The sequence below is a fragment of the Exiguobacterium sp. s145 genome, assembly GCF_018618835.1.
GTDB classification, from domain to species: Bacteria; Bacillota; Bacilli; order Exiguobacteriales; family Exiguobacteriaceae; genus Exiguobacterium_A; species Exiguobacterium_A artemiae.
On sequence record NZ_JACSMV010000010.1, the window covers coordinates 13,320 to 37,220 of the forward strand.

26 protein-coding genes are annotated in these 23,901 nt (G+C 51.9%); 9 read left to right on the forward strand and 17 right to left on the reverse strand.

Features of this window, described 5'->3' with window-relative positions:
* Positions 1-85 precede the first annotated feature (85 nt).
* Positions 86-616: a peptide-methionine (S)-S-oxide reductase MsrA gene (gene msrA / locus KNQ07_RS09265; RefSeq protein WP_214766246.1), complete on the forward strand. Its 531-nt coding sequence runs from the start codon at positions 86-88 to the stop codon at positions 614-616.
* Positions 617-706: 90 nt separating this feature from the next.
* Here msrA and KNQ07_RS09270 read toward each other — a convergent pair whose 3' ends face one another.
* From KNQ07_RS09270 to KNQ07_RS09280, 3 genes are all read right to left on the reverse strand, one after another.
* Complete coding sequence (locus KNQ07_RS09270) at positions 707-1,186, reverse strand: DMT family transporter (protein WP_012369311.1); 480 nt, start codon at positions 1,184-1,186, stop codon at positions 707-709.
* Positions 1,187-1,206: 20 nt separating this feature from the next.
* Positions 1,207-1,635, reverse strand: a complete 429-nt coding sequence (locus KNQ07_RS09275) for a DMT family transporter (RefSeq protein ID WP_214766248.1) — start codon at positions 1,633-1,635, stop codon at positions 1,207-1,209.
* A 122-nt stretch (positions 1,636-1,757) separates the two neighbouring features.
* Positions 1,758-2,693 carry an NAD(P)H-dependent flavin oxidoreductase gene (locus KNQ07_RS09280; protein ID WP_214766250.1) on the reverse strand — a complete coding sequence of 312 codons (936 nt, stop codon included), beginning with the start codon at positions 2,691-2,693 and terminating at the stop codon, positions 1,758-1,760.
* 83 nt (positions 2,694-2,776) lie between these two features.
* Here KNQ07_RS09280 and KNQ07_RS09285 point away from each other — a divergent pair, with 83 nt between their 5' ends.
* Positions 2,777-3,295 (forward strand): gamma carbonic anhydrase family protein, encoded by a 519-nt coding sequence (locus KNQ07_RS09285; protein WP_012369308.1) that lies wholly within the window; start codon positions 2,777-2,779, stop codon positions 3,293-3,295.
* Between the two features lie 50 nt (positions 3,296-3,345).
* On the opposite strand, the gene paaX is transcribed toward KNQ07_RS09285, so the two are convergent.
* The 12 genes from paaX to KNQ07_RS09345 all read right to left on the reverse strand — a co-directional run bounded on the left by paaX (position 3,346) and on the right by KNQ07_RS09345 (position 13,753).
* A complete protein-coding gene (gene paaX, locus KNQ07_RS09290; RefSeq protein ID WP_214766252.1) occupies positions 3,346-4,230 on the reverse strand; it encodes a phenylacetic acid degradation operon negative regulatory protein PaaX in 885 nt (294 codons plus the stop codon).
* A 76-nt stretch (positions 4,231-4,306) separates the two neighbouring features.
* On the reverse strand, positions 4,307-5,077 hold the full coding sequence (locus KNQ07_RS09295) for an enoyl-CoA hydratase-related protein (RefSeq protein WP_214766254.1): 771 nt from the start codon (positions 5,075-5,077) through the stop codon (positions 4,307-4,309).
* Positions 5,074-6,282 carry an acetyl-CoA C-acyltransferase gene (locus KNQ07_RS09300; protein ID WP_214766256.1) on the reverse strand — a complete coding sequence of 403 codons (1,209 nt, stop codon included), beginning with the start codon at positions 6,280-6,282 and terminating at the stop codon, positions 5,074-5,076. Before KNQ07_RS09300 ends, KNQ07_RS09295 begins: the two co-directional genes overlap by 4 nt.
* Positions 6,279-7,148: a 3-hydroxyacyl-CoA dehydrogenase gene (locus KNQ07_RS09305; RefSeq protein WP_214766351.1), complete on the reverse strand. Its 870-nt coding sequence runs from the start codon at positions 7,146-7,148 to the stop codon at positions 6,279-6,281. Before KNQ07_RS09305 ends, KNQ07_RS09300 begins: the two co-directional genes overlap by 4 nt.
* A 55-nt stretch (positions 7,149-7,203) precedes the next feature.
* Positions 7,204-8,712: an aldehyde dehydrogenase family protein gene (locus tag KNQ07_RS09310; RefSeq protein ID WP_214766258.1), complete on the reverse strand. Its 1,509-nt coding sequence runs from the start codon at positions 8,710-8,712 to the stop codon at positions 7,204-7,206.
* Positions 8,713-8,726: 14 nt separating this feature from the next.
* Positions 8,727-9,503 (reverse strand): enoyl-CoA hydratase/isomerase family protein, encoded by a 777-nt coding sequence (locus tag KNQ07_RS09315; protein WP_012369302.1) that lies wholly within the window; start codon positions 9,501-9,503, stop codon positions 8,727-8,729.
* Positions 9,481-9,804 carry an EthD family reductase gene (locus KNQ07_RS09320; RefSeq protein WP_012369301.1) on the reverse strand — a complete coding sequence of 108 codons (324 nt, stop codon included), beginning with the start codon at positions 9,802-9,804 and terminating at the stop codon, positions 9,481-9,483. The genes KNQ07_RS09315 and KNQ07_RS09320 overlap by 23 nt, the downstream gene beginning before the upstream one ends.
* Positions 9,805-9,819: 15 nt before the next feature.
* Positions 9,820-10,314 carry a 1,2-phenylacetyl-CoA epoxidase subunit PaaD gene (paaD, locus tag KNQ07_RS09325; protein WP_214766260.1) on the reverse strand — a complete coding sequence of 165 codons (495 nt, stop codon included), beginning with the start codon at positions 10,312-10,314 and terminating at the stop codon, positions 9,820-9,822.
* Positions 10,315-10,328: 14 nt separating this feature from the next.
* Entirely contained in the window at positions 10,329-11,114 is a 786-nt protein-coding gene (gene paaC, locus KNQ07_RS09330) for a 1,2-phenylacetyl-CoA epoxidase subunit PaaC (protein WP_214766262.1), read from the reverse strand.
* Complete coding sequence (gene paaB / locus KNQ07_RS09335; protein WP_012369298.1) at positions 11,111-11,455, reverse strand: 1,2-phenylacetyl-CoA epoxidase subunit PaaB; 345 nt, start codon at positions 11,453-11,455, stop codon at positions 11,111-11,113. Before paaB ends, paaC begins: the two co-directional genes overlap by 4 nt.
* 13 nt (positions 11,456-11,468) lie before the next feature.
* Positions 11,469-12,440 carry a 1,2-phenylacetyl-CoA epoxidase subunit PaaA gene (paaA, locus tag KNQ07_RS09340; RefSeq protein ID WP_214766264.1) on the reverse strand — a complete coding sequence of 324 codons (972 nt, stop codon included), beginning with the start codon at positions 12,438-12,440 and terminating at the stop codon, positions 11,469-11,471.
* Between the two features lie 17 nt (positions 12,441-12,457).
* A complete protein-coding gene (locus tag KNQ07_RS09345) occupies positions 12,458-13,753 on the reverse strand; it encodes a phenylacetate--CoA ligase family protein (protein WP_012369296.1) in 1,296 nt (431 codons plus the stop codon).
* Between the two features lie 325 nt (positions 13,754-14,078).
* Here KNQ07_RS09345 and KNQ07_RS09350 point away from each other — a divergent pair, with 325 nt between their 5' ends.
* The 7 genes from KNQ07_RS09350 (at position 14,079) to KNQ07_RS09380 (ending at position 20,955) form a co-directional block, all read left to right on the forward strand.
* Complete coding sequence (locus tag KNQ07_RS09350; RefSeq protein WP_012369295.1) at positions 14,079-14,474, forward strand: thioesterase family protein; 396 nt, start codon at positions 14,079-14,081, stop codon at positions 14,472-14,474.
* Positions 14,475-14,517: 43 nt separating this feature from the next.
* Entirely contained in the window at positions 14,518-15,660 is a 1,143-nt protein-coding gene (locus KNQ07_RS09355; RefSeq protein ID WP_012369294.1) for a Glu/Leu/Phe/Val family dehydrogenase, read from the forward strand.
* A 15-nt stretch (positions 15,661-15,675) separates the two neighbouring features.
* Positions 15,676-16,728: a pyruvate dehydrogenase (acetyl-transferring) E1 component subunit alpha gene (pdhA, locus tag KNQ07_RS09360; RefSeq protein ID WP_214766266.1), complete on the forward strand. Its 1,053-nt coding sequence runs from the start codon at positions 15,676-15,678 to the stop codon at positions 16,726-16,728.
* Position 16,729: 1 nt separating this feature from the next.
* Positions 16,730-17,728: an alpha-ketoacid dehydrogenase subunit beta gene (locus KNQ07_RS09365; protein WP_012369292.1), complete on the forward strand. Its 999-nt coding sequence runs from the start codon at positions 16,730-16,732 to the stop codon at positions 17,726-17,728.
* A gap of 12 nt (positions 17,729-17,740) precedes the next feature.
* Positions 17,741-18,955, forward strand: coding sequence for a dihydrolipoamide acetyltransferase family protein (locus tag KNQ07_RS09370; RefSeq protein WP_214766267.1), 1,215 nt, complete (start codon positions 17,741-17,743; stop codon positions 18,953-18,955).
* Entirely contained in the window at positions 18,956-20,356 is a 1,401-nt protein-coding gene (locus tag KNQ07_RS09375; RefSeq protein ID WP_214766269.1) for a dihydrolipoyl dehydrogenase family protein, read from the forward strand.
* Between the two features lie 77 nt (positions 20,357-20,433).
* Complete coding sequence (locus KNQ07_RS09380; RefSeq protein WP_214766271.1) at positions 20,434-20,955, forward strand: methylated-DNA--[protein]-cysteine S-methyltransferase; 522 nt, start codon at positions 20,434-20,436, stop codon at positions 20,953-20,955.
* A 428-nt stretch (positions 20,956-21,383) separates the two neighbouring features.
* Here KNQ07_RS09380 and KNQ07_RS09385 read toward each other — a convergent pair whose 3' ends face one another.
* Together KNQ07_RS09385 and KNQ07_RS09390 are read right to left on the reverse strand one after the other, a co-directional pair.
* A complete protein-coding gene (locus KNQ07_RS09385; RefSeq protein ID WP_214766273.1) occupies positions 21,384-22,403 on the reverse strand; it encodes an aldose epimerase family protein in 1,020 nt (339 codons plus the stop codon).
* A complete protein-coding gene (locus tag KNQ07_RS09390; RefSeq protein WP_214766275.1) occupies positions 22,400-23,899 on the reverse strand; it encodes a UDP-glucose--hexose-1-phosphate uridylyltransferase in 1,500 nt (499 codons plus the stop codon). The genes KNQ07_RS09385 and KNQ07_RS09390 overlap by 4 nt, the downstream gene beginning before the upstream one ends.
* Positions 23,900-23,901 lie beyond the last annotated feature (2 nt).

Consider the following 23,901-nt stretch of genomic DNA (forward strand, 5'->3'; position numbering starts at 1 on the left):
CCAAGCAAAGGAGTCGTTTTCGTTTTCTCACTGTCAGACATGACAGGATTAAGGCTCAAGAAGCCAAGGGAAAGGGAGAGATGACATGGAAAAAGCAACATTTGCAGGAGGATGTTTCTGGTGCATGGTGACACCATTTGAGGAACTGCCGGGGATTCACAGTATCGTATCCGGCTATACAGGAGGACATGTCGACAATCCGACATACGAGCAAGTCAAAACCGGAACGACCGGACATTCCGAAGTCGTCGAAATTACATTTGACCCGGCGCTGTTCTCATACGAACGGTTACTCGAACTGTACTGGCCGCAAACGGATCCGACCGATGCCGGCGGACAATTCCAGGACCGCGGGACACAGTATGCTCCGGCGATTTTTTATCATACGGAAGAACAACGCCTTGCAGCAATTGCTTCGCGTGACGCCTTAGCGGCGACAAACCGTTTTAAACAACCAATCGTCACCCGGATCGAACCGGCACACGCCTTCTATCCGGCGGAAGAATACCATCAGGACTTCCACAAAAAAAATCCGACGCACTACAAAAAAGACCGGAAAGCATCCGGTCGCGATGCCTTTATCGATGTCGCCTGGAAAGAAGAAGTCACTGTCTGATTCAGCTTCAAAAAGAGATCACCCTTTCACGCACTTTACCAGTAGAAGTGGCGTGAAAGAAATGATCTCTTTTTTTATATCTTTTTTTCTTCAGGAAATGACTTTAACATCTTCCACTTCTTCTGTATCCTCTGCGACCTGATACCGTTTCAGGACAAAGATGCCGCTGAGCATGACGGCCAGACCGATGATTTGACCGAACGACAACTCGACTTTCGGTAAACCGAACCAGCCAAAGACGTCGACACAGAGCGCAAAACTGAGTTGCGAAATCAGGACGACGGAAATCGCAATCGACGGTCCGAGCAACTGAATTCCCCGCATGACACAAAAGACAACCCCGACACCAACGAAACCGCCAAACAGATAAAGCGGTTCGACTTCGGCCAGCCCCGCAAGCGTTCCACCCCGAAAGAAGATCAATGCGAGCAACGACCCGAGCAGTCCGACAAAAAAGACTAATGTCGTCGTCGCCCAAGCACCGAAGGCATGACTCATCCGTGCATTTAAAACGGTCTGTAAACTGATCATCATTCCTGCGACGATGGCACAAAACATTCCGAGTCCCATTCTAATCCCTCCTATTCCATTCAGGCAAATGAAAAAATCAAGACGCCGGTCAACATCAAGCCGACACCGACCCACTGCCCGGTATTACTGCTTTTTTTAATGACTCCAAACCAGCCGTTCAAATCAATCACAAAGGCACACAAAATCTGGGCGACAAGTAACAGCGACATTGCCCATGTCATCCCGAGCAATTGAATCGACGTTAGTTCCGTCACGACGACCAGGACACCAAGCAATCCGCCGCTTGCGTAAATCAGCGGCAAAGTGCGGAAACCGCCGATTTTTCGGTCGCGGACAAATCCGTAAATTAATAAACAGCCGATCAGACCGACGAAATGGACGATCGTCACGGAGATCCATGGCCCTACCGCGTCACCGAGCCGGGCATTAAAGATCCCTTGCAATGCGATGAACAATCCGCTGAATAAAGCAAAAACGATTCCTTGCATCTTCATCCTCCTTTTTCTCTAATTATGAGTAGAACGTATTTTACACTCATTTGAAAGGACAAATGTCCTGAACCACAAGAAAAAGAAGCAGACCAGATCGGTCGGCTTCTTTTTCTTGTACGCTACTGGAGTGTCCGGTACATGCGTTCGATCCGTCCGAACGCATCATCCATCATCCGGTTAAACAGCTCCGCGACGGTCGGAACATCGTCAATCAAACCGGAAATCAGACCTGCATTGACGTATCCTGCCGTCTCGTCCCCCTCAAGGGCTCCTTTGATATGAAACGATTCGTTTGTCTGTTCCTGAAAAGCCGTGAGTGACGTCGGCTGCAGTGCCTCGACATACGGTCCGTTCAACACCCGCCGAACCTGTCCGACTTCACGACCGATGATTCGTGTTTCCAGATCGTCCGCCTGCACAAGATGTTGTTTATACTGCTCATGCACACGGGATTCCTGTGTCGCAATCAATCGAGTGCCGAGCTGCACACCTTCTGCTCCGAGCATCCAGGCAGCGGCAAGACCACGCCCGTCGCCGATGCCGCCGGCGGCAAGGACAGGAATCGTGACATGATCCGCAATTTGCGGAATCAAGGTCATCGTCGTCAACTCAAGCGGTGAATTGATGCCCGCCGCTTCGACGCCTTCCGCCACCAGTACATCAATCCCTGCCTGTTCAGCTTTAATCGCCTGTTTGACCGAAGCAACGACTCCGATCGTCTGGATCCCCGCCTGCTTTAACTTGGACAAAAAAGGAGCCGGATTACCGGCCGACAAGGATACGACCGGAATCCGTTCCTCAATCGCCAACTCAACCAACTGTTCGGCATGGGGCGAGACGCGGATCGCGATGTTGAGGGCAAACGGACGTGATGTCAAACGGCGTGTTGCTTCGATTAACTGTCTGACTTCAGCAAGTGTCATCGTCCCGCATCCGATCGTTCCAAGCCCTCCGGCATTTGAGACGGCTGCGGTCAGTTCGGCATGGCTGATATTCCCCATCCCGCCTTGAATAATCGGGACATCAATCTTTAATTTGCTGCATAGACGAGACATGGTCTCCCTCCGTTTCCGTTGTCAGGAATGGTATACTAAGTAAGATTGAATTTTAATTCATTTTTTAGAAAAGAGGCGTTTTCATGAAGATTCCGTACCGTGATAGTTCTCCGCAGCTCGCCACAAATGTCTTTGTCGCTCCCGGCGCTTTTTTGATCGGCGATGTGACCGTCGGGGAAGAGTCGACGATTTGGTTTAATGCCGTCCTCCGCGGCGATGAAGGTCCGATCACGATCGGCAAACGTTGCAGCATTCAGGACAATGCGACCATCCACCTCTACGAAGGAGCCCCGGTCATCGTCGAAGATGAAGTGACGGTCGGACACAATGCCATTTTACACGGTTGTAAAATCGGCCGGCGCTCAATCGTCGGGATGGGGGCGACGGTTCTCGATCATGCCGATATCGGGGAAGAATGTATCATCGGTGCCAATACCTTAATCCCGTCCGGCAAAAAATTCCCGCCCCGTTCGCTCATTATCGGGTCACCGGGTAAAGTCGTCCGTGAACTCACGGCAGCCGATCTTGAGATGATTCAGGAATCGATCGATTCCTACGTCGATAAAGGGTATGCCTTCCGAAAACAGCTTGCTGATAATTAACGATCGGCACGAAAACGCTCATCTCGTTTCTTCGGGATGAGCGTTTTATTTCAGCGTTCTGCGAACAACGGATGTTCCGATGCATCATAATCGGCACTTTTTTGCGTCACATCGTGGGTTTCGCGAAAGATTGATTCAAAAAACCGGCTCGCCGGTTCTGCGAGCAACCGGTAATACTGTTCAAACAACAAGGCCGCGTGATGACCGCTCCACTCATCCGGCAACAGCTCCTGCGGCAGTCCGGGATCCGTAAATAAAAACTTCCGGTATTCATGGACGAGTGTCGTCCGTTCGACAAAACACTGTTCCTCATCCATTTCACCGAGCTGGATCCGGCTTTGATGGACGATGTAACGTCGGCTGTACTCAGCAATGAACCGTTCATATCGTTCCTGTAATTCATCGAGCGGAAAGGCCCGTTCGACCAGTGATTGATCCTGTTGCGGTCCATGGTATTCGCCGACAAAAAAGTCGACATACGCCTTGATATCATAAGCTTCAATCAACCGTTCTGCTTCTTTTTCAAGTGGGTTCGGCGAAATCCAGACACCGTTCGATAAATTTCCGAAGCCGCTCCACGACAACTCTTTCCGCAATTCATCACGGATTTGCCGTTTGTCTTCCGGAATCGTGTACATCAGCGTCCGCCATTTTCCGTCCCAGACATGAGGTGTCGATTTATAAATCCGCCGGGCGGCTTCTTCCATCCGCTCGACACCACGCGGGGTCAGCGAATAAAAACTTTTCGTGCCTTGTTTTTGTGAGGTGAGCCAGCCTTGCTTGACCATCCGGGAAACCGCGACCCGGACCGCCTGTTCATTATGACCAAACTCTTTGAGCAGACGAATCAGACTGCCGACCCAGATTTGATTGCCGTAATGACGGATGTAATCCCCGTAGACCGTAAAAATCATCGATTGTGTATTCGCACTCATGTCATTCACTCTCTCTTTAATATAACGTTTTTTTGTGTACCGTTAGTATACGTGTTATTTCAGAGAACGACCATCCTCATTTTCCTTGAAACTGCGGTGTCCGTTTCTCGGCAAAAGCACGTAACGCCTCCAAGCGGTCTTCCGTCGGGATGACGGTTTCATAGGCAGCTGTTTCAAGTTTCAAGCCTTCTGAAAGCGTATGATCAAGCCCTTGGTCGATTGCCTGTTTCGCCTGCCGGATGGCAATCGGTCCGTTGCGCAGCATCTCGTCGGCAAAAGCCAGACAGACTTCCATCAATTCTTCGACGGTCGGAACGACACGCGAGACGATGCCGTAACGTTCCGCTGTTTCCGCATCGATTTTTTTTGCGGTGAAAATCATTTCCTTTGCCCGGGTCTCCCCAATCAACCGGGGCAGACGTTGTGTCCCGCCGGCGCCGGGAATGATCCCGAAACTGGTTTCCGTTAAGCCGACGAGCGCACCGTTGACGATGATCCGGAAATCACAGGCGAGCATCCATTCGAAGCCTCCTCCGAGCGCATGACCGTTGACGGCAGCAATCGTCGGTTGCGGCAAACGGGCAATATCTGCGAAGACGTCACGAATCATTTCGACGTTCCGTCGGACTTCCGTTTCGTTTAACGTCACCCGTTCCTTTAAATCCGCCCCGGCACTAAATGCTTTCCCCGTTCCCGTGAAGAGAACGACCCGGATATCCGGCTCGCGACGGACGGTTGCGACGAGCTCGTTCAATTCGACCAGCGTCGGATAATCGAAACAGTTCAGCCGTTCCGGCCGGTCCACCCGAATAACGGCGACGTGATCCAAACGTTCCAAATGAATCATGTCAGTTCCTCCCGTTCAACAATGAGTGCAATGCCTTGTCCGACTCCGACACACATCGTTGCGAGACCATATGTCTGATTCGTCCGGCACATTTCGTGGATTAACGTCGTCAAAATCCGTGCCCCGCTTGCGCCGAGTGGATGACCGAATGCGATCGCACCTCCGTTGACATTAACTTTTTCCGGCGGTAATCCAAGCTCGTTCATACAGGCGACGCTTTGTGCCGCAAACGCCTCGTTGAGTTCAATCAAGTCCAGCTGCTCCACCGTCAAACCGGCCCGTTTCAAGACTTTCCGGGTCGCGTCGACCGGTCCGATTCCCATGACAGCAGGCTCAACACCGGCGACGGCACTGGCTCGGTAATAGGCAAGAGGCTTCAGACCAAGATGTTTCGCCGTTTCTTCGTTCATCAACAGCAAGGCGGCTGCCCCGTCGTTGACACCCGATGCATTTCCCGCTGTAACAGTACCGTTCGGAAACAGGCTTTTGAGCGTTCCAAGCTTTTCACGGCTTGTATCGGGACGCGGATGTTCGTCCGTATCGACTTCGATGACCTGTCCTTTACGTGTCGTATACCGGACCGGCACCAGCTCGGTTTGAAAACGATGTGTTTCCATCGCCTGCTTCGCCCGTTGCTGACTGGAAAAGGCAAAATCGTCCTGCGTTTCCCGCGAAATGCCGTACCGGGTTGCAACGTGTTCCGCCGTTTCCGGCATCGAGTCCGTTCCGTACATTCCTTGCAGCTTTTCATTGACGAACCGCCAGCCGATTGTCGTGTCATACAGCGTCGGATTCCCGCGGGCGAAACCCGTTTCCGGTTTGCCCATGACGAACGGAGCCCGGGTCATGCTTTCCGTTCCGCCGGCAATATAAATATCGCCTTCGTTCATCGCAATCGCCCGGGCTGCCGCAATGACGGCATCCAGTCCGGAACCGCACAGCCGGTTGACGGTTGTTCCCGCGACTTCTACCGGCAGACCGGCGAGTAAGCCGGACATCCGGGCGACATTCCGGTTATCTTCTCCCGCCTGATTGGCATTTCCGAAAATCACTTCTTCGATTTGCTTCGGATCGACATTCGGATTGCGGTCAACGAGGGCTTGAATGACACACGCCCCTAAATCATCCGGGCGGACGTCTTTCAGTGCCCCGTTATACCGGCCGATTGGTGTACGGACCGCATCAATGATCGCTACACGTCTCATCGTGTCTTCACCCCGCTGTCGGAATACTCATAGACACCGCGTCCGGTTTTTCGCCCGAGCCGTCCTGCTTTGACATACTGTTCGAGCAGTGGTGCCGGCCGGTATTTTTCACCCAATTTTTCATGCAGATACTTCAGATTGTTTAAACGGGTGTCGAGTCCGACGAGATCCCCGAGTTCAAACGGTCCCATCGGATAGTTCAGTCCAAGCTTGATCGCTTTATCAATTTCTTCCGGTGTCCCGAGTCCTTCCTGGAGCATATAAAACGCTTCATTTCCGACAAGGGCACTGATCCGTGACGTAACGAATCCGGGAAACTCCTGAATGACAACCGTCTCTTTTCCCATCTGTTGCGCAACGGTTTCGCAGATCATTACCGTTTCGTCCGATGTCTCAAGACCCCGTGCCAGTTCGACGAGCGGCATCTGGTGGACCGGATTAAAGAAATGCATCGCCATGACCCGTTCCGGACGTTTCGTAAACGACGCAATCTCGGTCGGGCTCATCGTCGACGTATTGGTCGCAAAGACACACTCCGCCGGCGCATGACGGTCCAGTGTCTCAAACACCATTCGTTTGATTTCGAGTCGTTCCGGAACAGCTTCGATTACGAGATCTGCTTCTTTGACCGCCTCTTCTAAATCCGTTGCATAACGCAAACGGTCGAACAGTTGACCGACTTCTTCCGTCGTCATTTTCCCACGGCTGACACCTTTATCCGCAATCGTTTCCAGTTCTTGCTGCGCTGACGCAAGCAGTTGTTGCTCCACATCGACGAGCGTCACGTCAAATCCGCTTGCTGCTGCGACGTACGCAATCCCTCTTCCCATCACACCTGATCCTACGACAACCATCTGTTGAACCATCATCTGATTTCCCCCTTTAAAAAAGCGTCCGGACGAACGTCCGCACGCTTTGGTTTTACAGTCCGAACGGATTAAGTGGACGACTGCCGTAGTACGACAGGATACTTTTCGTTTCCGTATATAAATCAAGCGTCTCGATGCAGAGTTCACGACCGAAACCAGATTGTTTGTAGCCGCCGAACGGTGTGCCCGGGAAGGCCGAGAACGGACAGTTGATCATGACGATACCGGCTTTGATTTGATTCGCAATCCGTGTCGCCCGCGCTCCGTCTTTTGTCCAAATCGCTGATCCGAGTCCGAACTCCGTATCGTTTGCGAGACGGACGGCTTCTTTTTCGTCCTTGAACTTCATCACGACGACGACCGGTCCGAAGATTTCTTCCTGGACGGCTTTCATGTCGTGTGTTACATCGGCAATGATCGTCGGTGCATACCAGAAACCTTCTTCAAAGCCGGCTACCTTCTCGACTTGACCCCCAGTCAAAATCGTAGCACCGTCCGCTTTTGCCGACTGGACATAACCGTCGATGACATCGAGTTGCTGTTGATCGATGATCGCTCCGACGTGTGTGCCTTTGTCGAACGGATTACCGAGCACCAATTGTTTCGTTTTCGCGACGAATTGTTCCATGAACGTATCGTAAATGTCTTCATGAATATACAGGCGTGAGCGCGCTTCGCACGACTGACCGCTGTTGTAGAAGATTCCGAACAACGAACCGTCGACAGCTGCCGTGATATCGGCATCCTCAAAGACGAGGTTCGGTGATTTACCGCCAAGCTCGAGCGTGACGCGTTTCAGACTTTCCGACGCCCGGCCCATGATATCTTTTCCGACTGGTGTTGAACCGGTGAAGGCCACTTTATCAACATTCGGATGCTCTACCAAATGGTTGCCGATTTCACGGCCCGATCCCGGAATGACGTTGACGACGCCCGCCGGTACACCGGCTTCGAGACAGATTTCACCCAGGATAATGGCTGTCAGTGGTGTCAGCGTCGCCGGTTTCACGACAACCGAACAGCCGACGGCAATCGCCGGTGCGACTTTCCACGCCGCCATCATCAACGGATAGTTCCACGGAATGATTTGGGCACAGACGCCGACCGGTTCTTTTTCCGTGTAGTTATGGAATTGACCCGGCACGTTATTGACGGATCCGCGGTGACCGACGATGGCACCGGCATAAAATTCAAAGTCTTCAATCGCTTGCGTGATTTGTCCCTGTGCCGCAGCAAGTGATTTCCCGGTATCCAGAATCTCAAGTTCCACGAGCTCATTAAAACGTGAACGCATGATGCCGGCAATTTTATTCAGCACTTGTGACCGGCGACCGACCGGCCACATTTTCCACTTCCCGTGATCAAAAGCATCACGCGCCGCCTGGACAGCACGATCGGCATCGGCTTTTGACGCTTTTGCGACTTCCGCGATGACTTCGCCCGTCGCCGGATTATAGGTTTTGAATGTCTCGCCTGATGTCCCTTCGACCTGTTCGCCGTTGATGACCAGATGATAGACGGAACGTTTCATCTCAATTGTTTTTTCATGTACCGTTGACATAGCTCCCACTCCTTTTAGTTTCCTTTGAATGTCGGTTGGCGTTTTTCAACGAAAGCTTGCATGCCTTCCGTCTGATCGTTCGTCCCGAATAGTAAGTAGAAATTGCGTCGTTCATGATCCATGCCGTCTTGCAACGACAGATTCCCTGCTTTATCGACCGCATCTTTAATCAGACGCACGGACATCACCGGTTGCGCTGCAATCCGCTCGGCCACTGTCAACACATGTGCTTCAAGCTGATCCGCTTCCACGATCCGGTTGATGATCCCGAGTTGCTGTGCTTCCGATGCCGGCATCCGGTCTCCCGTCCACAACCATTCCAGTGCCCGTGTCCGACCGATCCGTTTCGTCAACCGTTGTGTCCCGCCGGCTCCCGGCATGACGCCGAGTCCGACCTCCGGAAACGCAAACTGCGTCTCGGGTGTCGCATAGATTAAGTCGCAGGCGAGAGCCAGTTCAAACCCTCCGCCGAGCACAAAGCCATGAACGGCCGCAATCAACGGTTTATGCAGCCGGCTGATTCGGTCCCAATCCGCAAACGGATCAAGCAATTCCATCGAAACCGGGGTTGCGTCGACCATCTCCTCGATGTCGGCTCCGGCGGAAAAGGATTTTCCTTCACCGTTCAGGACGATGACCGCAACCGTTTCATCCTGATCGAACCGCTCCATCGCTTCGACGATTTCCCGGATCATCGCCCGGTTTAAGGCATTGTAACGCTCCGGACGGTTCAGCCGGATCCGGCCGATCCGACCGTCGATACTCGCCTTAACGTACTGTGGCGTCAGCATGGACTTCTTCACCAATCATCAGCGTTACAAGATCTCCCGCAAAGCCCATCAAATCTTTCCCGGATGCTTTCCCTTCAAGCGAACGCATGCCGGCTTTCATTGTTTCATGGCTTTCGTAGACCATTTCGCACATCAGATAATATTTCCCGTCTCCGCCCATCGGTGAACCGACGATTTTCGTGACCGTCATCTGTTGCAGACCGGGAATCTTGGCCGTCAGCGGACCATGGACATTAAAGTAATGCTCGTCAAACTGTTCCTTGTTTTCCGGATGTGTATAAAGCGCGATTAGTTTTACCATAATGATTACCTTCCTTCACATGAGAGTAGAGACGGGTTTCATCGCCTCGAATGGATTTTTGCATGATTTACAGTATAAAATGCTGCGACAAGCTGTCGGACCAAACAGATTTTCAATCGAGACGAACGTCGATCCGCAGTACGGACAGTCGATTTCCCATTTCCCATCGACGACCCGCGGCGGGGCAATCCCAAACGACTTCAGACCGGCAATCCCTTGTTCCGTAATCCGGTCCGATGTCCAGGGTGGATCAAACAGGAAGACGACATTGACCGTATTGACCCGAGGTACTTGCAACAACGCGGATTCCGTATTTTTTTGAATGATATCAAGCGCCGGACATCCTAAAAATGTCGGCAGCAGTGTCACCCGGACATCGTATCCGAACAGTGTCTCCGTCCATTCCGTCGCTTCGACCATCCCGAGATCCAGGATACTGACCGCATCGATTTCCGGATCCTTGACCGTATCGAGCGCCTGCCGGATCTCCTGTTCTAAACGTGTCGTCATCTGCCGTTCCCCCTTCACCATACCGCTGACTGATCGAGCAGATACACTTCCCCGAGCGTCGATAAGGCATCGTTCAAATCAGGCGAGTGCTCACCGTTTCGTCCGTTGTAGGTCATCTTCATTTCCGGCAACGTGACGTTTAGATCGACGAGCACCGGCGTCAGTGCCTGATACCAGCGATCCAGTAAAATCCCCTGACCTTCAATCAACCGCATTTCATCAATCAGTTCTGACGCTTCCCCGTAATCAAACAGATCACCGAAGTCTGCCAGCACCCGTTCAAGCGCCGCATCCATTTTCTGACGGGCTGTTTCCGTCGATTGATACAGCTGGGTGAACCACGTCTGCCAGTGCAGCAGATGATAATACAACTCCATGTTGACCTTGACGGCGAGGGCCGCAAGCGGCGTATAACTGCTTTTTTTCAAAGAATCAATCCGAACCTTTTTCGCGAGCGTATAACAATAGTTGCGGACAACGGCGTAGGCCCAGTCGTATTCCGGGTTTTCCATATAATAGCCCGGTCCGTTGACGCGTTCGACGAGAACGGAGTTTTTCCGTTCGTGCGCAAGCCGGACGTGTGCGAGTGCATCGGCTTTTCCTTCTCCGATTTCTTCAAGCAGCTGATAGTACATCGCCGCATGCCCCATCGAATCCTGGGCAATCGAGGATGACGCGACATCTTCTTCGATATGCGGTGCGGGCCCTAACCACTCTGATCCCCGGTAGGCGTATAAAAAGTCATCATCCGCCAGTTGATAGAGCAGTGAAGCCAACGCTAAACGTTCTGTTTCCGTCATTTCGAATCGCCTCCTTGCCAGGACATGATTTCTTTTTCATCGAGCATCTGTTGCTCATAATGACGCCATTTTTTCTTCAGGTAACCGTACCCTTTCGTCGTCCGGTAATCTTTGTTGTCGAGCCGTTGCAGCATCAGCTTTTCATCCGGTGTCATTCCCCGGATATCGGCCCGTTTGACGACCCAGATGTCGACGACCGGTTCGCGGCGCATGAAATTTTCCTGCGCCATCAGTAGAGCCATCTCTTTATTCGGTGCCAGTAAACTGAACTGATGCGTAAAGGCTGCATTCGGCGTCCGTTTACTGAACACTTCGAACTCTTGATAAAACGTTTCCGTCATGGTCTTTCCTCCTTCAGCCGATCGTCTCAGCAAGTGCCTCGCGCACCCAGGCATTGTTTTGATATGAAGTTTGGCGTAAGGCGAGCCGTTCCTTCGAACGGGGACCGCCGCCCTGAATGATTTTCTTGAATTCCGTCCAGTCCGGCTGGGCGTAAATCCATTGTCCGGTTTCCTCATCAAACCGTAATGTCGGATCCGGAATGATGAGACCAAGCGAACGGATACGGGGAACATATTTCGTAAAGAAATTTTGCCGCAACTCTTCGTTTGTCTTCGTCCGGATTTTATAAGCGATCGTCACGTCCTGTTTGGACGTACCGGTCGTTTCTTTTGATGCCGGACCGAAGAACATCAACAGGGATTCCCACCACTCGTCCAGCGATTCCTGAATCATTGCTTTTTGTTCCGGTGTCCCTTCTGCCAGAGCCATGATGATTGATTCGCCGTGCTGGGCATGGAACACTTCTTCGGCACAAATCCGTTGCAATGCCCGTGCATACGGTCCGTAGGAAGCTCCGAGCATGTTCGTCTGGGTAATGATTGCTGCCCCGTCGACGAGCCAGCCGATTGTCCCGGCGTCTGCCCAGGAACGGGTCGGCATATGGAAGACGTTATGGAATTTAAGACGTCCCGTGAATAAGTCATCCATCAGATCCGCCCGTGTTTTTCCGTACGGTTTCATCAAGTCCTCAACGACCCGAAGCAGGAGTTGACCATGTCCCATCTCATCCTGGACTTTTGCCATGATACCGAGTTTCCGGCGTAAGGACGGCGCTTTCGGCACCCATTCTTTTTCCGGTAAGGCGCCCATGATTTCACTGATGCCGTGCATCGAAATCAATTTGATCAGCGTGTCCCGGTAGAAATCAGGCATCCAGTCGTCGGCTTCAATTTTTTCCCCGTTTTCGATCCGTTCTTTAAATCGTTCCATTTTTTCCTCTTCGGTCATGACCGGTGGTTCAAAAAGATGCGTCGCATCGTACATTTCATTTCCTCCTTTGCTTAAACAAACTTCTTCTCAGACTCTGTGCGACGGTCGATGATTCGGACGGCCTTGCCTTCAGACCGCGGAAGTCCATATGGTGGGTGACAAATCAGATCCACTGATATCAGACATTCTGTTTTCATCGCATGACAGATGACCCGCTTCAGCTCTTCGGCAACCGTCCCAGCTTCGAGCTCGATGTGCAGTTCCAGTGCTTCAAGTCCTGCCCGTTGAATCCGGTGAATTTGATAGTGCGGTGTGACACCCGGTTGTTGCAACAGCACCCGTTCGATTTCGGACGGGAAAACATTGACGCCCCGGATAATCATCATGTCGTCCGTTCGTCCTTTGACCCGTGACATCCGGGTCGTCGTCCGGCCGCAGGCACAGACTTCTGTCGTCACGGATGCCAAATCCCCGGTCCGGTACCGGATGATTGGAAGCGCTTTCTTTTTTAAGCTTGTAAAAACGAGTTCCCCGACCATTCCTTCTGGTAGCGGTTCGCCCGTTACGGGATCAATGACTTCTGTGATGAACAAATCATCCATCAGATGCAATCCGTTTTGTTCCTGACATTCCATCGCGACACCGGGACCCATGATTTCGCTGAGACCATAGATGTCAAATGCCCGAATCCCCCACTTGTCTTCGAGGGTCTGCCGCAGCTCTTCCGACCATGGCTCGGCTCCGAAAATCCCGTACCGGAGGCTGCTCATCTTCGGATCGAGACCCTTCTCTTCCATCCGTTCCGCCAGATGCAACATATAAGACGGTGTTCCGCAAATTCCGCGCGGCTGAAAATCTTCAATCAATGTGATTTGCCGATCCGTATTACCGCCGGACACGGGAACAATCGTCATTCCCAGCTGTTCAGCTCCGCTGTGCAAGCCAAGTCCGCCGGTGAACAGACCGTAGCCGTAGGCGTTGTGCAACAAATCGGTTTTTTCAGCACCGATGGCGACCAGACCACGTGCAACAGCGGTCGACCAGTCATCGAGGTCACTTTGTGTATAACCGACGACGGTTGGTTTTCCGCTTGTTCCGGATGAGGCATGGATCCGCACCGCTTCATGCGGCGGAACGGCAAACAATCCGAACGGATACTGTTCCCGAAGGTCACTTTTATACGTGAACGGCAACTTTTGGATGTCTGCCATCGTTTGCAGTGCTTCGGCATCAAGTCCCCGTTCCTTGAAGCGGGTTTGATAAAACGGAACATGTTCCATCACATGACGAACGGTCTCTCGTAGACTTGTCAGTTGTAAGCGCGTCCGTTCTTCCGCTTCCATCGTTTCCAGGATTTCGTTATACAAGTGGCACCCCTTCCCGCGTCTATATAACACAATAAATAAACGTTCGTTTTAAAATGGTTATACCATTAAACTACGATACGTTCACAATGTTGTCAATCCTTCATTTTGTTAAAAGCTCCCAACTTTCTTAAGATCCGTCTTTATTTCGATTAAATATGTGAATAAAGACCTTTCCTACAGAGAAACTCAAAAAACGATATTTCTTTTTGGAAAATATTCCTGAAATTGTTTGCTCATTTTGTAACTGATTGATAAAATATCGTGTGACAAGTGTTATACTGTTTTTGGTAAGACCAGCTCTGGTCAGGGGTAAGGGGGAATCGACGTGAAAAACGGTTTGTCGCTCGGCGACTCTGCGGTGATCGAGACGACTGTCACAGAAGAAATGTTTGCACAGTTTGAGGGTGTGGTTGTCCATCCCGCCTATTCGACCGTCTCGATGGTCTATCATATGGAATGGGCTGCCCGAAAACTCATCCTTCCTTATCTGGAAGAACAGGAGGAAGGTGTCGGTGGAGCTGTTTCCTTAAAGCATGTAGGAATGGCGACACTTGGATCGAATATCCGGATTGAAGCCGTTGTCAGTGAGCTTACCCCGGGTCGCGTATTGGCAAAAGTCGAAGTCAGACACGGCAATCGTGTCATCGGTCTTGGGGAAGTCAAACAGATTATCTTAAATAAGCAGCTGATTCAGGAAAAGTTGACGCCGCATGTTTTTTGAACTTAAAAATGAAAGCGCTTACTAAAGTTAGGAGGATGTTTTTATGAACATGTTGAACCCATCCACAAATCCATCGCTATCGATCATGGAAAAAATCTCAGGTCACGAGCAGGTCGTTTTTTGTAATGATCCTGTGTCCGGTCTGCAAGCCATCATTGCCATTCATGATACGACACTCGGTCCCGCCCTAGGTGGTTGCCGGATGGCACCGTATTCGACCGTCGATGAAGCTCTCGATGATGTCTTGCGGCTGTCACGCGGCATGACGTATAAATGCGCTGCAGCCGACGTTGATTTCGGCGGCGGGAAAGCCGTCATCATCGGCAATCCGGCAACAGACAAAACACCTGAATTGTTCCGTGCTTTCGGACGATTCGTCGATTCGCTCGGCGGACGGTTTTATACCGGAACGGACATGGGCACGACGATGGACGATTTCGTCCATGCCAGCCGGGAAACGTCACGGATCGTCGGGATTCCGGAAGCCTTCGGCGGCAGCGGCGATTCATCGATTCCGACGGCAGAAGGTGTCATTTACGGTTTGCGGGCAACGGTCGAAACCTTATACGGATCCGATGACTTGAGCCGGGCCAGTTATGCCGTCCAGGGACTTGGAAAAGTCGGCTATAAAGTTGCCGAACAGTTATTGTCCGCCGGCGCGAATCTGTATGTATCCGATTTGAGCGAAGCCGTTCTCGCTGCTCTCGTTGAGCAGGCGGAAAAAACACCGGGAACGGTCCGTGTCATTGCTGCCCATGAAATTCATCTGACAGATGCCGACATCTTTGTCCCGTGTGCCTATGGTGGTGTCATCCAGGCGGCGAATATCGGACAGTTGCAATGTAAAGCCATCTGCGGATCGGCCAACAACCAGCTGGCCGACGATGCGCTGGCACTCGAATTACAGCAACGCGGGATTTTATATGCACCCGATTATATCGTCAACGGCGGCGGTCTGATTCAAGTCGCTGACGAACTGTACGGGGCAAACCATGAACGTGTCCTGTTAAAAACGAAACATATCTATGATGCGGTGCTAGAAGTGTTTAACGAGTCGCATGCAGAATCAATCACGACACTCGAAGCCGCCAACCGGATGTGCAACAAACGGATTCAGATCCGGTCTCGTCATAACAATATCTTTACGAATACGATCAAACCGAAATGGAACATCCGGAACGACTAAATGGAGGTGACACCAATGGAAACCGAATTTCCGATTTACCGAATCCTTGATGATGCAGGACACGTCCTCGATACATCTAAAACCGATTTGCTGACAAAAGACTTGAGCCTCGCCTTATTTACACATATGAACCGAATCCGGACGTTTGACCGGAAAGCGATCAATCTCCAACGTCAAGGGCGGCTTGGCACCTATGCACCGTTCGAAGGACAGGAAGCCGCACAGGTCGGCAGTGCGTATGCGTTGCAGGACAAAGACTGGGTCTTCCCGACATACCGGGATCACGGAGCAACACTGACGTTTGGCGCCGACATGGTCCGGACGTTCTTATATTGGAACGGACGCGTCGAAGGCTGTGTCCCGACGGATGAGTTGCATATCTTTCCACCCGCTGTTCCGATCGCCACACAAATTCCGCACGCAGTCGGTGCGGCCTGGGCGGAAAAACGAAAAGGATCGACCCAAGTTGCCGTCGCTTACTTTGGCGACGGAGCGACGTCGGAAGGTGATTTTCATGAAGGCATGAACTTCGCCAGCGTCTTCCAGGCTCCAGTCATCCTGTTTAATCAAAACAACGGCTATGCGATTTCCGTCCCGATTCAAAAACAGATGCATTCGGAAACGATTGCCCAAAAAGCATTGGCATACGGTATGCCGAGTGTCCGGATTGACGGCAATGACGTGTTCGCCGTGTATTTCACGATGCAAAAAGCACTGGAGCGGGCCCGTTCCGGTGGCGGTCCGACATTGATCGAAGCCGTCACGTGGCGCTTCGGTGCCCATACGACGGCGGACGATCCGTCGAAATACCGCGATCAGGAACGCTCCCGGGACCGAGTGGATCCTCTCGAGCGACTAGAAGCATTCATGAAGGAACAGGGCTTTTATGATGAGCAGGAGATCGAAACGATTCGGTCCCGTCATCAGGAAGAAGTCGAAGCCGCCGTCAAGACGATGGAATCCTTCCCGCCGCCTGACGTCAATGATTTATTTGACCATACGTTTGCAACATTACCGGACGATTTAGTCCGTCAAAAAACGGATTATCTGACTGCAAGGGGGAATTAACATGGCGACACCTATCAATCGGCAAACAGAGATGACGCTTGTCCAGGCTGTCACCGATGCTTTACGGACAAAACTGACGGACGATGAGACGACGCTTGTACTCGGAGAAGATGTCGGAAAAAACGGCGGTGTCTTCCGGGCAACGGACGGTTTGCAGGAAGAGTTCGGGGAAGACCGGATCATCGATACGCCGCTTAGTGAAGCCGGCATCGTCGGAACATCGATCGGTCTCGCGGTCAACGGATTTAAGCCGATTGTCGAAATCCAATTTCTCGGTTTTATCTATCCTGCTTACGAACAGATCATGACCCACGTCTCACGGATCCGGATGCGGACAATGGGACGTTACGGTGTACCGATGGTCATCCGTGCACCTTATGGCGCCGGCATTCGGGCACCGGAAATCCATTCCGACAGTACGGAAGCGCTGTTTACTTCGATGCCCGGCCTGAAAGTCGTCTGCCCTTCGACGCCGTATGATGCGAAAGGATTATTGATTGCCGCCATTGAAGATCCGGACCCGGTCCTGTTCCTCGAGTCGATGCGGAGTTACCGGGCCTTTAAGGAGCCGGTTCCGAGTGAAGCGTATACGATTGAAATCGGTAAAGCCAACTGCATCACCGAAGGGCAGGACGTGACCCTGATTGCCTGGGGAGCAATGGTTCAAGTCGCACAAAAAGCCGCGACGGAAGCCGCGACCCGTGGTATCTCCTGTGAAGTGATTGATTTACGGACCCTTTATCCGCTGGATCGTGAAACGATTTCAGCATCGGTCCAAAAAACCGGCCGGGCTGTGATCATTCATGAAGCCCAGGCAACGGGTGGTCTTGGAAATGATCTGCTTGCGCTGATCAACGATACTTCGTTCTTATATTTACGGGCACCAGTTGCCCGCGTCACCGGGTTCGACGTTCCTGTTCCATTATTCGCCCTGGAGGACCATTACATCCCGACGCCGACGCGTGTGCTTGAAGCGATCCAGCGTACGGTCGATTTTTAAGGAGTGAATGTGATGATTGAAGTAAAGCTGCATGACGTCGGTGAAGGGATGACGGAAGGTGAAATCGCGAACTATCTGGTCCGGGTCGGGGATCGTGTCACAATTGATCAGCCTGTCGTCGAAGTGTCGACCGATAAAATGGTCGCTGAATTACCGGCACCGGTTTCCGGTGTCGTTACGGACCTCATCATCCCTGTCGGTCAAACCGTCTCGGTCGGTACGGTCCTATTATTGATTGAAGCCCTTGAAACAGAAACGGCCGTAACTGCGGAACAACCGATCCGGCAGACGACGGAACAAATCAAAGTCCGGCCGCCTGTTGTCACACCGGCTGTTCCGTCAAATAATCGGCGTGTCTTGGCTACACCGTACACGCGTAAAATCGCACGTGAACATGGAATTGATTTGGAACAAGTTCCGCCTTCCGATCCGTCAGGTCGTGTGACAGAGGAAGATGTCCGGCGGTTCCTTGATGCCGATACTTCCGTCGAGAAAACCGATGTCGTCGAACAGACAAGTACACTTTCCGCTAACCCGGTCGAAACGATTCCGTTCCGAGGCATCCGGAAGCAGATCGCTAAAAAAATGACACAGTCGCTCTTTACGATTCCGCATGTCACGCATTTCGAAGAAGTCGATATGACCCGCCTGCTCGCCTTACGCGAAGAATTAAAGACGGCCGGTAAACCGATCAGCGTCAACGCCTTTTTCATTAAAGCCTTGATCGTCGCACTGCAAGACTTCCCGGTCTTTAACGCTAAACTTGATGAGGCCAACGAACAGATCATTCTCGAGCAACAGTTTCATATCGGCGTCGCAACCGAGACGGCGGATGGACTGATTGTGCCGGTCGTCCGTGACGCTGACAAATTGACGATGCAACAGTTGCACACGCGTGTCGCAGAACTGTCGGCCCGTGCCAAGACAGGCGATTTACGCGCTGCAGACCTGAAACCAAGCACGTTCACGATGAGTAATGTCGGTCCCCTCGGAAGTACGGGAGCGACGCCAATCATCAACTATCCGGAAACTGCTTTGATTGCCTTCCATAAAACAAAAAAACGGGTCTGTGTTGACGACCACGATCAAATCGTCATCCGTTCGATGATGAATCTCTCGATGTCCTTTGATCACCGCGTCGCCGACGGCGCAACGGCCGTTGCTTTTACGAACCGGTTCGCCGGATTGATCGAACACCCCACTACTTTATTGATGGAGCTGATTTAAATGGTCGTAGGTGAACTGACGCAAGAACGTGATTTAGTGATTCTTGGCGGTGGTCCAGCCGGTTACACCGCTGCGATCCGTGCCAGTCAATTGGGTCGAACCGTCACTTTGATTGAACAGGCACAAATCGGCGGACTTTGTTTGAACAAAGGATGTATTCCGTCTAAAGTCGTTGCTCATGCCGCAGAAGTCAAACTGCAAACGAAACATATGACTGCTCTCGGCTTCTCGTTTCATCCGACACATGATTTCAGTCAATTGGTCGAGTACCGGGAACGGACCATCCGTCAATTACGAACCGGAGTCGAAGCGCTCTGTCAGGCCAACGCAATTGAAGTCGTTCACGGAACGGCTTCCTTCTTGGCGGATGACCGGATCGGTGTCGAGCTCGGGCATCAGTTTGATACGTACCGGTTTAACGATGTCGTGATTGCGACCGGCAGTCACAGCATCAAGCAAGATGCCCCTTCCGTACTGAATGCCGAACAGTTATATCAATTGACCGAGTTACCCGAACGTCTCGTCATCATCGGACAGGACTATATCGCGATCGAAGCCGCCATGAGTTTTCAAGCCCTCGGGACGTCAGTCACACTGATTGCAGATGCATTCGATTTTGATCCGAGTCTCGACAAAGAGTTGCGGCGTCTCTTTAAAAAACAAAAAATCCAGTTGGTCACCGGTACCGTCACGGCAATCGAAGCTCAGGAGGACGTGACCGTGACTGTTGTCAAACAGGGGCAGGAAACGACCTGGTCCGCTCCTTTCCTGTTTCACTCGTTACCCCGGGTTCCGCATACATTGGAGCTTGGGCTTGAACGAATCGGTGTGACGTTAGCAGAAGACGGAACGATTCCCGTCGATCCATTCGGACAGACGAACCGTCCTCACATTTATGCGATCGGCGATGTGACACCCGGTCCCGCTATTGCAACACGTGCCATCCACGAGGCAAAACGGACCGCTGAACATCTGAGCGGACAGTCGGCTGATACGATGGTTCCCTATTATCCGACCATCATCCGCTCCCTTCCGCCCATTGTCTCGATCGGCTTGACGGAACAAACGGCGACAGACGCCGGTCATTCGTTCAGGACCGCGCAGTTCGCACTTAACGCCAATGGAGCGACGACCATCGAAGGAGGTAGCGGATTCATCAAAGTGATTTCCGATGCGACGACCAGTCTCATCCTCGGTATTCATATGATCGGCGAAGGTGCGATCGAATTGGCCGGTGTCTTTGCTCAGACGCTTGAACTGCATGCGAAAGAAGAAGACGTCCGCTTCCCGGTCATGCCGCATCCAAGTCGAAACGAAGCCTTTACGGAAGCTATCGAAGCCTTGCTCGGACAGGCAATTCATTTACCGCCTCGTCAGCAGGATGTCTTAGCGAAGTCGTAAGTTGCAACCGGACCGTTCCTTTTCCTAGGTAACGGCCGGTTTGTTGTTTGGATTTTTAGTGCGAAGGAGGTTAGACGATGGAAGTCTACTTTACAAGGTTGAACTGGAACGACACATCCTTTCCCATTGCGGCATCGGAAACCGGACTCTGTTATGTCGGTGCGTTAAATGAACCGTCGGACTTATTTGACGACTGGATCCGAAAGCATTTACCCCGGGCTGAACTGATTGAGCATCCACGTATCATGCAACCATACCAGGAACAACTTCTTGAATACTTAAACGGGGTACGGACCCGGTTTTCCCTCCCGCTGCATTTGATCGGTACACCCTTTCAATTGGAAGTCTGGCAGGCTTTATGTCATGTTCCGTACGGTGTGACGGTAACGTATTCAGATATCGCCCAACAGATTTACCGGCCGAGTGCGACGCGTGCTGTCGGAACAGCCATCAGTAAAAATCGTGTCCTGATCGTCGTTCCCTGCCACCGCATCGTCGGCAAAAAAGGCGACTTAACCGGTTACTGGGGCGGTCTGAACATGAAACGTCAGCTGTTGGAGATCGAACAGGTCTCGTCCTCGAAACTCCCTTTCCTGTGATTGAAGAATATCGGGAAACACTTCGTTCATACACAAAAAGGACTGACTCAAAAGTCACTCTCTATAAAAATCAGGGTGGCGGAATGATAGTCCGCCACCCTGATTCCGTAAAAAAAAAAGAATCACTCGCCTTCATGCGACTCCTACAGAAAAAAGCGCAAACTGGCCGGTGTCTCGCCTGAGGAAAAGGCGTGAAAGAAGCAGTGTTTGTTCGCTCGAAATCGCTTCCTAGGGAAAAACAAGCAGGAGCGACCCAGCAGCAAAGCGATGCGGCGCGATGCTTGTCCCAGGAAAACGATTCGAAGCGAACAAAAAAGCGGTTCTTCTCGATCAAGAGAAAAACCGCTACTTTGTCTTCAGTCTGAGGCGCCGGATTTTACTCCGACGCCTCTGCTATGAAAAAAGATAATCCCGGGTATCCCGTTGGTTCAATCGTTATTTACACCAAACCGGTAAGTCGTTTCCCAGTGGTAGGTCTGATTTGGTTTAACCAAAATATCTGGGAAACTAGGTTCATTCACTGCATTCGGATGAACCTGCGTTTCAAGACACAGTCCGAGTGAAGGACGGGAACGGACACCGCGGATTTCATAATCCGTCTCGAGTTGCGTCCCGGTGTAGAGGATGACGACGGGTTGATTGGTTGTCACTTCAAGAGACCGGCCACTTGCCGGGTCTTCCAACCGAATCGGCTGTCCGGATAAAAGAAACGGATGATCGTAGCCGTTCCCTGCGGCTGCCGTTTCCGGATGACCGGATTCCGCTCCGCTTCGAATCAGTCGTCCCGTTCGGAAATCAAGAGGTGTCCCTGTCACGTCCCGCAACTCACCGGTTGGCAGTAAATCCGCTCCGACAGGCAAGTACATCTCACTTGGGATCGTCAATTGATGGTCGAGGATATCCCGTTGTAAGTTCCCCGACAGATTCCAGTACGTATGATTCGTCAGGTTTAACGGTGTCGTCTGATCCGTCGTCGCGTGCATCGTCAACGTCAAGGCGAGACCTTTGAGCTGATAGACGGCATCGAGTGTGACGTTGCCGGGATACCCTTCCGCTCCGTCCGGACTGAACAGACGGAGATGAAGTCGATCCGTCGCGGCCTCGACGACCTCAAAAAGCGCTTGATCAAATCCGTTGATTCCTCCGTGCAGATGATGGGTTCCATCGTTTGCTGCGAGCGGATAGATGGTTCCTTCGACTTCCATCTGCGCTTGCCCGATGCGTCCGGCGACCCGTCCGACGATTGCCCCGAAGTACGGGGAGTGGTCCTCGTATTCCTTGACTGTATCAAAACCTAAAACAACACTCTCGATTCGCCCGGTTCGATCTGCAACGCGGATATCATTGATGATGCCGCCGTAGTTCCAAATCTCGACTTCGATTCCCGGTTGCGTCAGTGTGTGACGAATGAGATCCGTTTCCCGGATCAATGCTGTCTGTTTCGTCATCGCCGATCACCTGCCACTTGGCGGCTGACCTTTTCAAGAAAGCGGTCAAGTCCCGCCTGCCCGTCCGGCGTCTGTTTAAAGACACCACAATCTTCGAGTCCGCGGACAAATTTTGCTGCGACCGCTTGGCGGACATAGTCCGTCACGTCTTGTCCGGTGTAGGCCGCCTTCAATTCCGTTGCCCATTCTTGATGCGAAGGAGCTGTCGAATCAGCCGTCCCTACGATAAACTGTTCGACTTGCTCAAGTTCACTTAACAGACGGGCCGGCAACACCGCGAGACCCATTACTTCAATCAAACCGATGTTTTCGCGTTTGATATGGTGAATGTCGGCATGCGTATGGAAGATGCCGTCCGGATGTTTTTCCGATGTTCGGTTGTTGCGCAAGACGAGATCAAGTTCAAACCGTTCGCCGCGCATCCGGGCAATCGGTGTCACCGTATTGTGGCGGACACCGTTCGTTGTGGCCAAAATCTCATGTTCGGCATCTTCGTATGTCAACCAGGTCTGATAGACCTCGTCCGCCGCATCAAGTAATGCGGAAGTGTCGGTACTGCTCAGACGAACGACCGTCAACGGCCAATGCAACGTTTCACCGGTGACGTCCGGATGATCCGGCAAGCCAAACTTCTGTAACGTCTTCGCCCGGTCCATCGCAAATTCATAGCGTCCGCCCTGATAATGATCATGCGTCAAAATCGATCCGCCAACGATTGGCAGATCAGCATTGGATCCGGCAAAATAATGCGGGAACTGGGCGACGAATTCAAGCAATCGAGCAAAGGCTTGGCGGTTAATGACCATATCCCGGTGCTCCTGCGACAGAATGATGCTGTGTTCGTTGTAATAAACGTACGGCGAGTATTGTAACGCCCAAGATTCGCCACTGAGTGTCAGCGGTACAATCCGGTGATTCGCACGGGCCGGATGATTACTCCGTCCGGCATAGCCGACGTTTTCAACACACAAGAGGCAGGTCGGGTACGTTGATTCAACGATTTCTGTCTGGGCCGCCGCAATTTCACGGGGATCTTTTTCCGGTTTTGATAAATTGATCGTAATATCGATTTCCCCGTAGACCGTATCCGCCTGATACTGAATATTTTTAGCGATCCGTTTTGTTTGGATGTAATTATTCGCTTGACTGAGCTGATAAAAATAGTCAGTCGCCTGTTGCGGATGTTCCGCGTACAGCTGATGGAAAGTCGAAGTGATCTGAGACGGGCGATCGACGAACACATCCATCAATTCTGCCGCTAACCGTTCTTTTTCGTCCAGACGCGGTGCCAGCTTCCCGGCCGTGATCTGTTGTTCAATCATCTCTTCCAAAAGATCAGGAATCGGACGCGTTCCGACGGTTCCCGGATCCACGTATGCAGCTTCCCCGAGCAAGGATAAGAGACGGTTTCTTGCGTAGACCGTATCTTCCGGTTCGATCAACCGTTGACGGACCGCCTGCTCTGTTAATTGTTTGATGAGTTCATTCATCGCCATTC

Bases quoted from the DNA above. Each gene is read 5' to 3' on its own strand.
- KNQ07_RS09320 (WP_012369301.1), bottom strand. From the start codon at position 9,804: ATGGTAAAACTAATCGCGCTTTATACACATCCGGAAAACAAGGAACAG.
- KNQ07_RS09310 (WP_214766258.1), bottom strand. From the start codon at position 8,712: ATGTCAACGGTACATGAAAAAACAATTGAGATGAAACGTTCCGTCTAT.
- KNQ07_RS09355 (WP_012369294.1), top strand. From the start codon at position 14,518: ATGAACATGTTGAACCCATCCACAAATCCATCGCTATCGATCATGGAA.
- paaA (WP_214766264.1), bottom strand. From the start codon at position 12,440: ATGTACGATGCGACGCATCTTTTTGAACCACCGGTCATGACCGAAGAG.
- KNQ07_RS09305 (WP_214766351.1), bottom strand. From the start codon at position 7,148: ATGGTTCAACAGATGGTTGTCGTAGGATCAGGTGTGATGGGAAGAGGG.
- msrA (WP_214766246.1), top strand. From the start codon at position 86: ATGGAAAAAGCAACATTTGCAGGAGGATGTTTCTGGTGCATGGTGACA.
- KNQ07_RS09365 (WP_012369292.1), top strand. From the start codon at position 16,730: ATGGCGACACCTATCAATCGGCAAACAGAGATGACGCTTGTCCAGGCT.
- KNQ07_RS09380 (WP_214766271.1), top strand. From the start codon at position 20,434: ATGGAAGTCTACTTTACAAGGTTGAACTGGAACGACACATCCTTTCCC.
- KNQ07_RS09315 (WP_012369302.1), bottom strand. From the start codon at position 9,503: ATGCTGACGCCACAGTACGTTAAGGCGAGTATCGACGGTCGGATCGGC.
- paaX (WP_214766252.1), bottom strand. From the start codon at position 4,230: ATGAGTGCGAATACACAATCGATGATTTTTACGGTCTACGGGGATTAC.
- paaB (WP_012369298.1), bottom strand. From the start codon at position 11,455: ATGACGGAAACGTTTTATCAAGAGTTCGAAGTGTTCAGTAAACGGACG.
- KNQ07_RS09275 (WP_214766248.1), bottom strand. From the start codon at position 1,635: ATGCAAGGAATCGTTTTTGCTTTATTCAGCGGATTGTTCATCGCATTG.
- pdhA (WP_214766266.1), top strand. From the start codon at position 15,676: ATGGAAACCGAATTTCCGATTTACCGAATCCTTGATGATGCAGGACAC.
- KNQ07_RS09270 (WP_012369311.1), bottom strand. From the start codon at position 1,186: ATGGGACTCGGAATGTTTTGTGCCATCGTCGCAGGAATGATGATCAGT.
- KNQ07_RS09285 (WP_012369308.1), top strand. From the start codon at position 2,777: ATGAAGATTCCGTACCGTGATAGTTCTCCGCAGCTCGCCACAAATGTC.
- KNQ07_RS09385 (WP_214766273.1), bottom strand. From the start codon at position 22,403: ATGACGAAACAGACAGCATTGATCCGGGAAACGGATCTCATTCGTCAC.
- KNQ07_RS09300 (WP_214766256.1), bottom strand. From the start codon at position 6,282: ATGAGACGTGTAGCGATCATTGATGCGGTCCGTACACCAATCGGCCGG.
- KNQ07_RS09280 (WP_214766250.1), bottom strand. From the start codon at position 2,693: ATGTCTCGTCTATGCAGCAAATTAAAGATTGATGTCCCGATTATTCAA.
- KNQ07_RS09375 (WP_214766269.1), top strand. From the start codon at position 18,956: ATGGTCGTAGGTGAACTGACGCAAGAACGTGATTTAGTGATTCTTGGC.
- KNQ07_RS09370 (WP_214766267.1), top strand. From the start codon at position 17,741: ATGATTGAAGTAAAGCTGCATGACGTCGGTGAAGGGATGACGGAAGGT.
- paaC (WP_214766262.1), bottom strand. From the start codon at position 11,114: ATGACGGAAACAGAACGTTTAGCGTTGGCTTCACTGCTCTATCAACTG.
- paaD (WP_214766260.1), bottom strand. From the start codon at position 10,314: ATGACGACACGTTTAGAACAGGAGATCCGGCAGGCGCTCGATACGGTC.
- KNQ07_RS09295 (WP_214766254.1), bottom strand. From the start codon at position 5,077: ATGATTCATTTGGAACGTTTGGATCACGTCGCCGTTATTCGGGTGGAC.
- KNQ07_RS09390 (WP_214766275.1), bottom strand. From the start codon at position 23,899: ATGGCGATGAATGAACTCATCAAACAATTAACAGAGCAGGCGGTCCGT.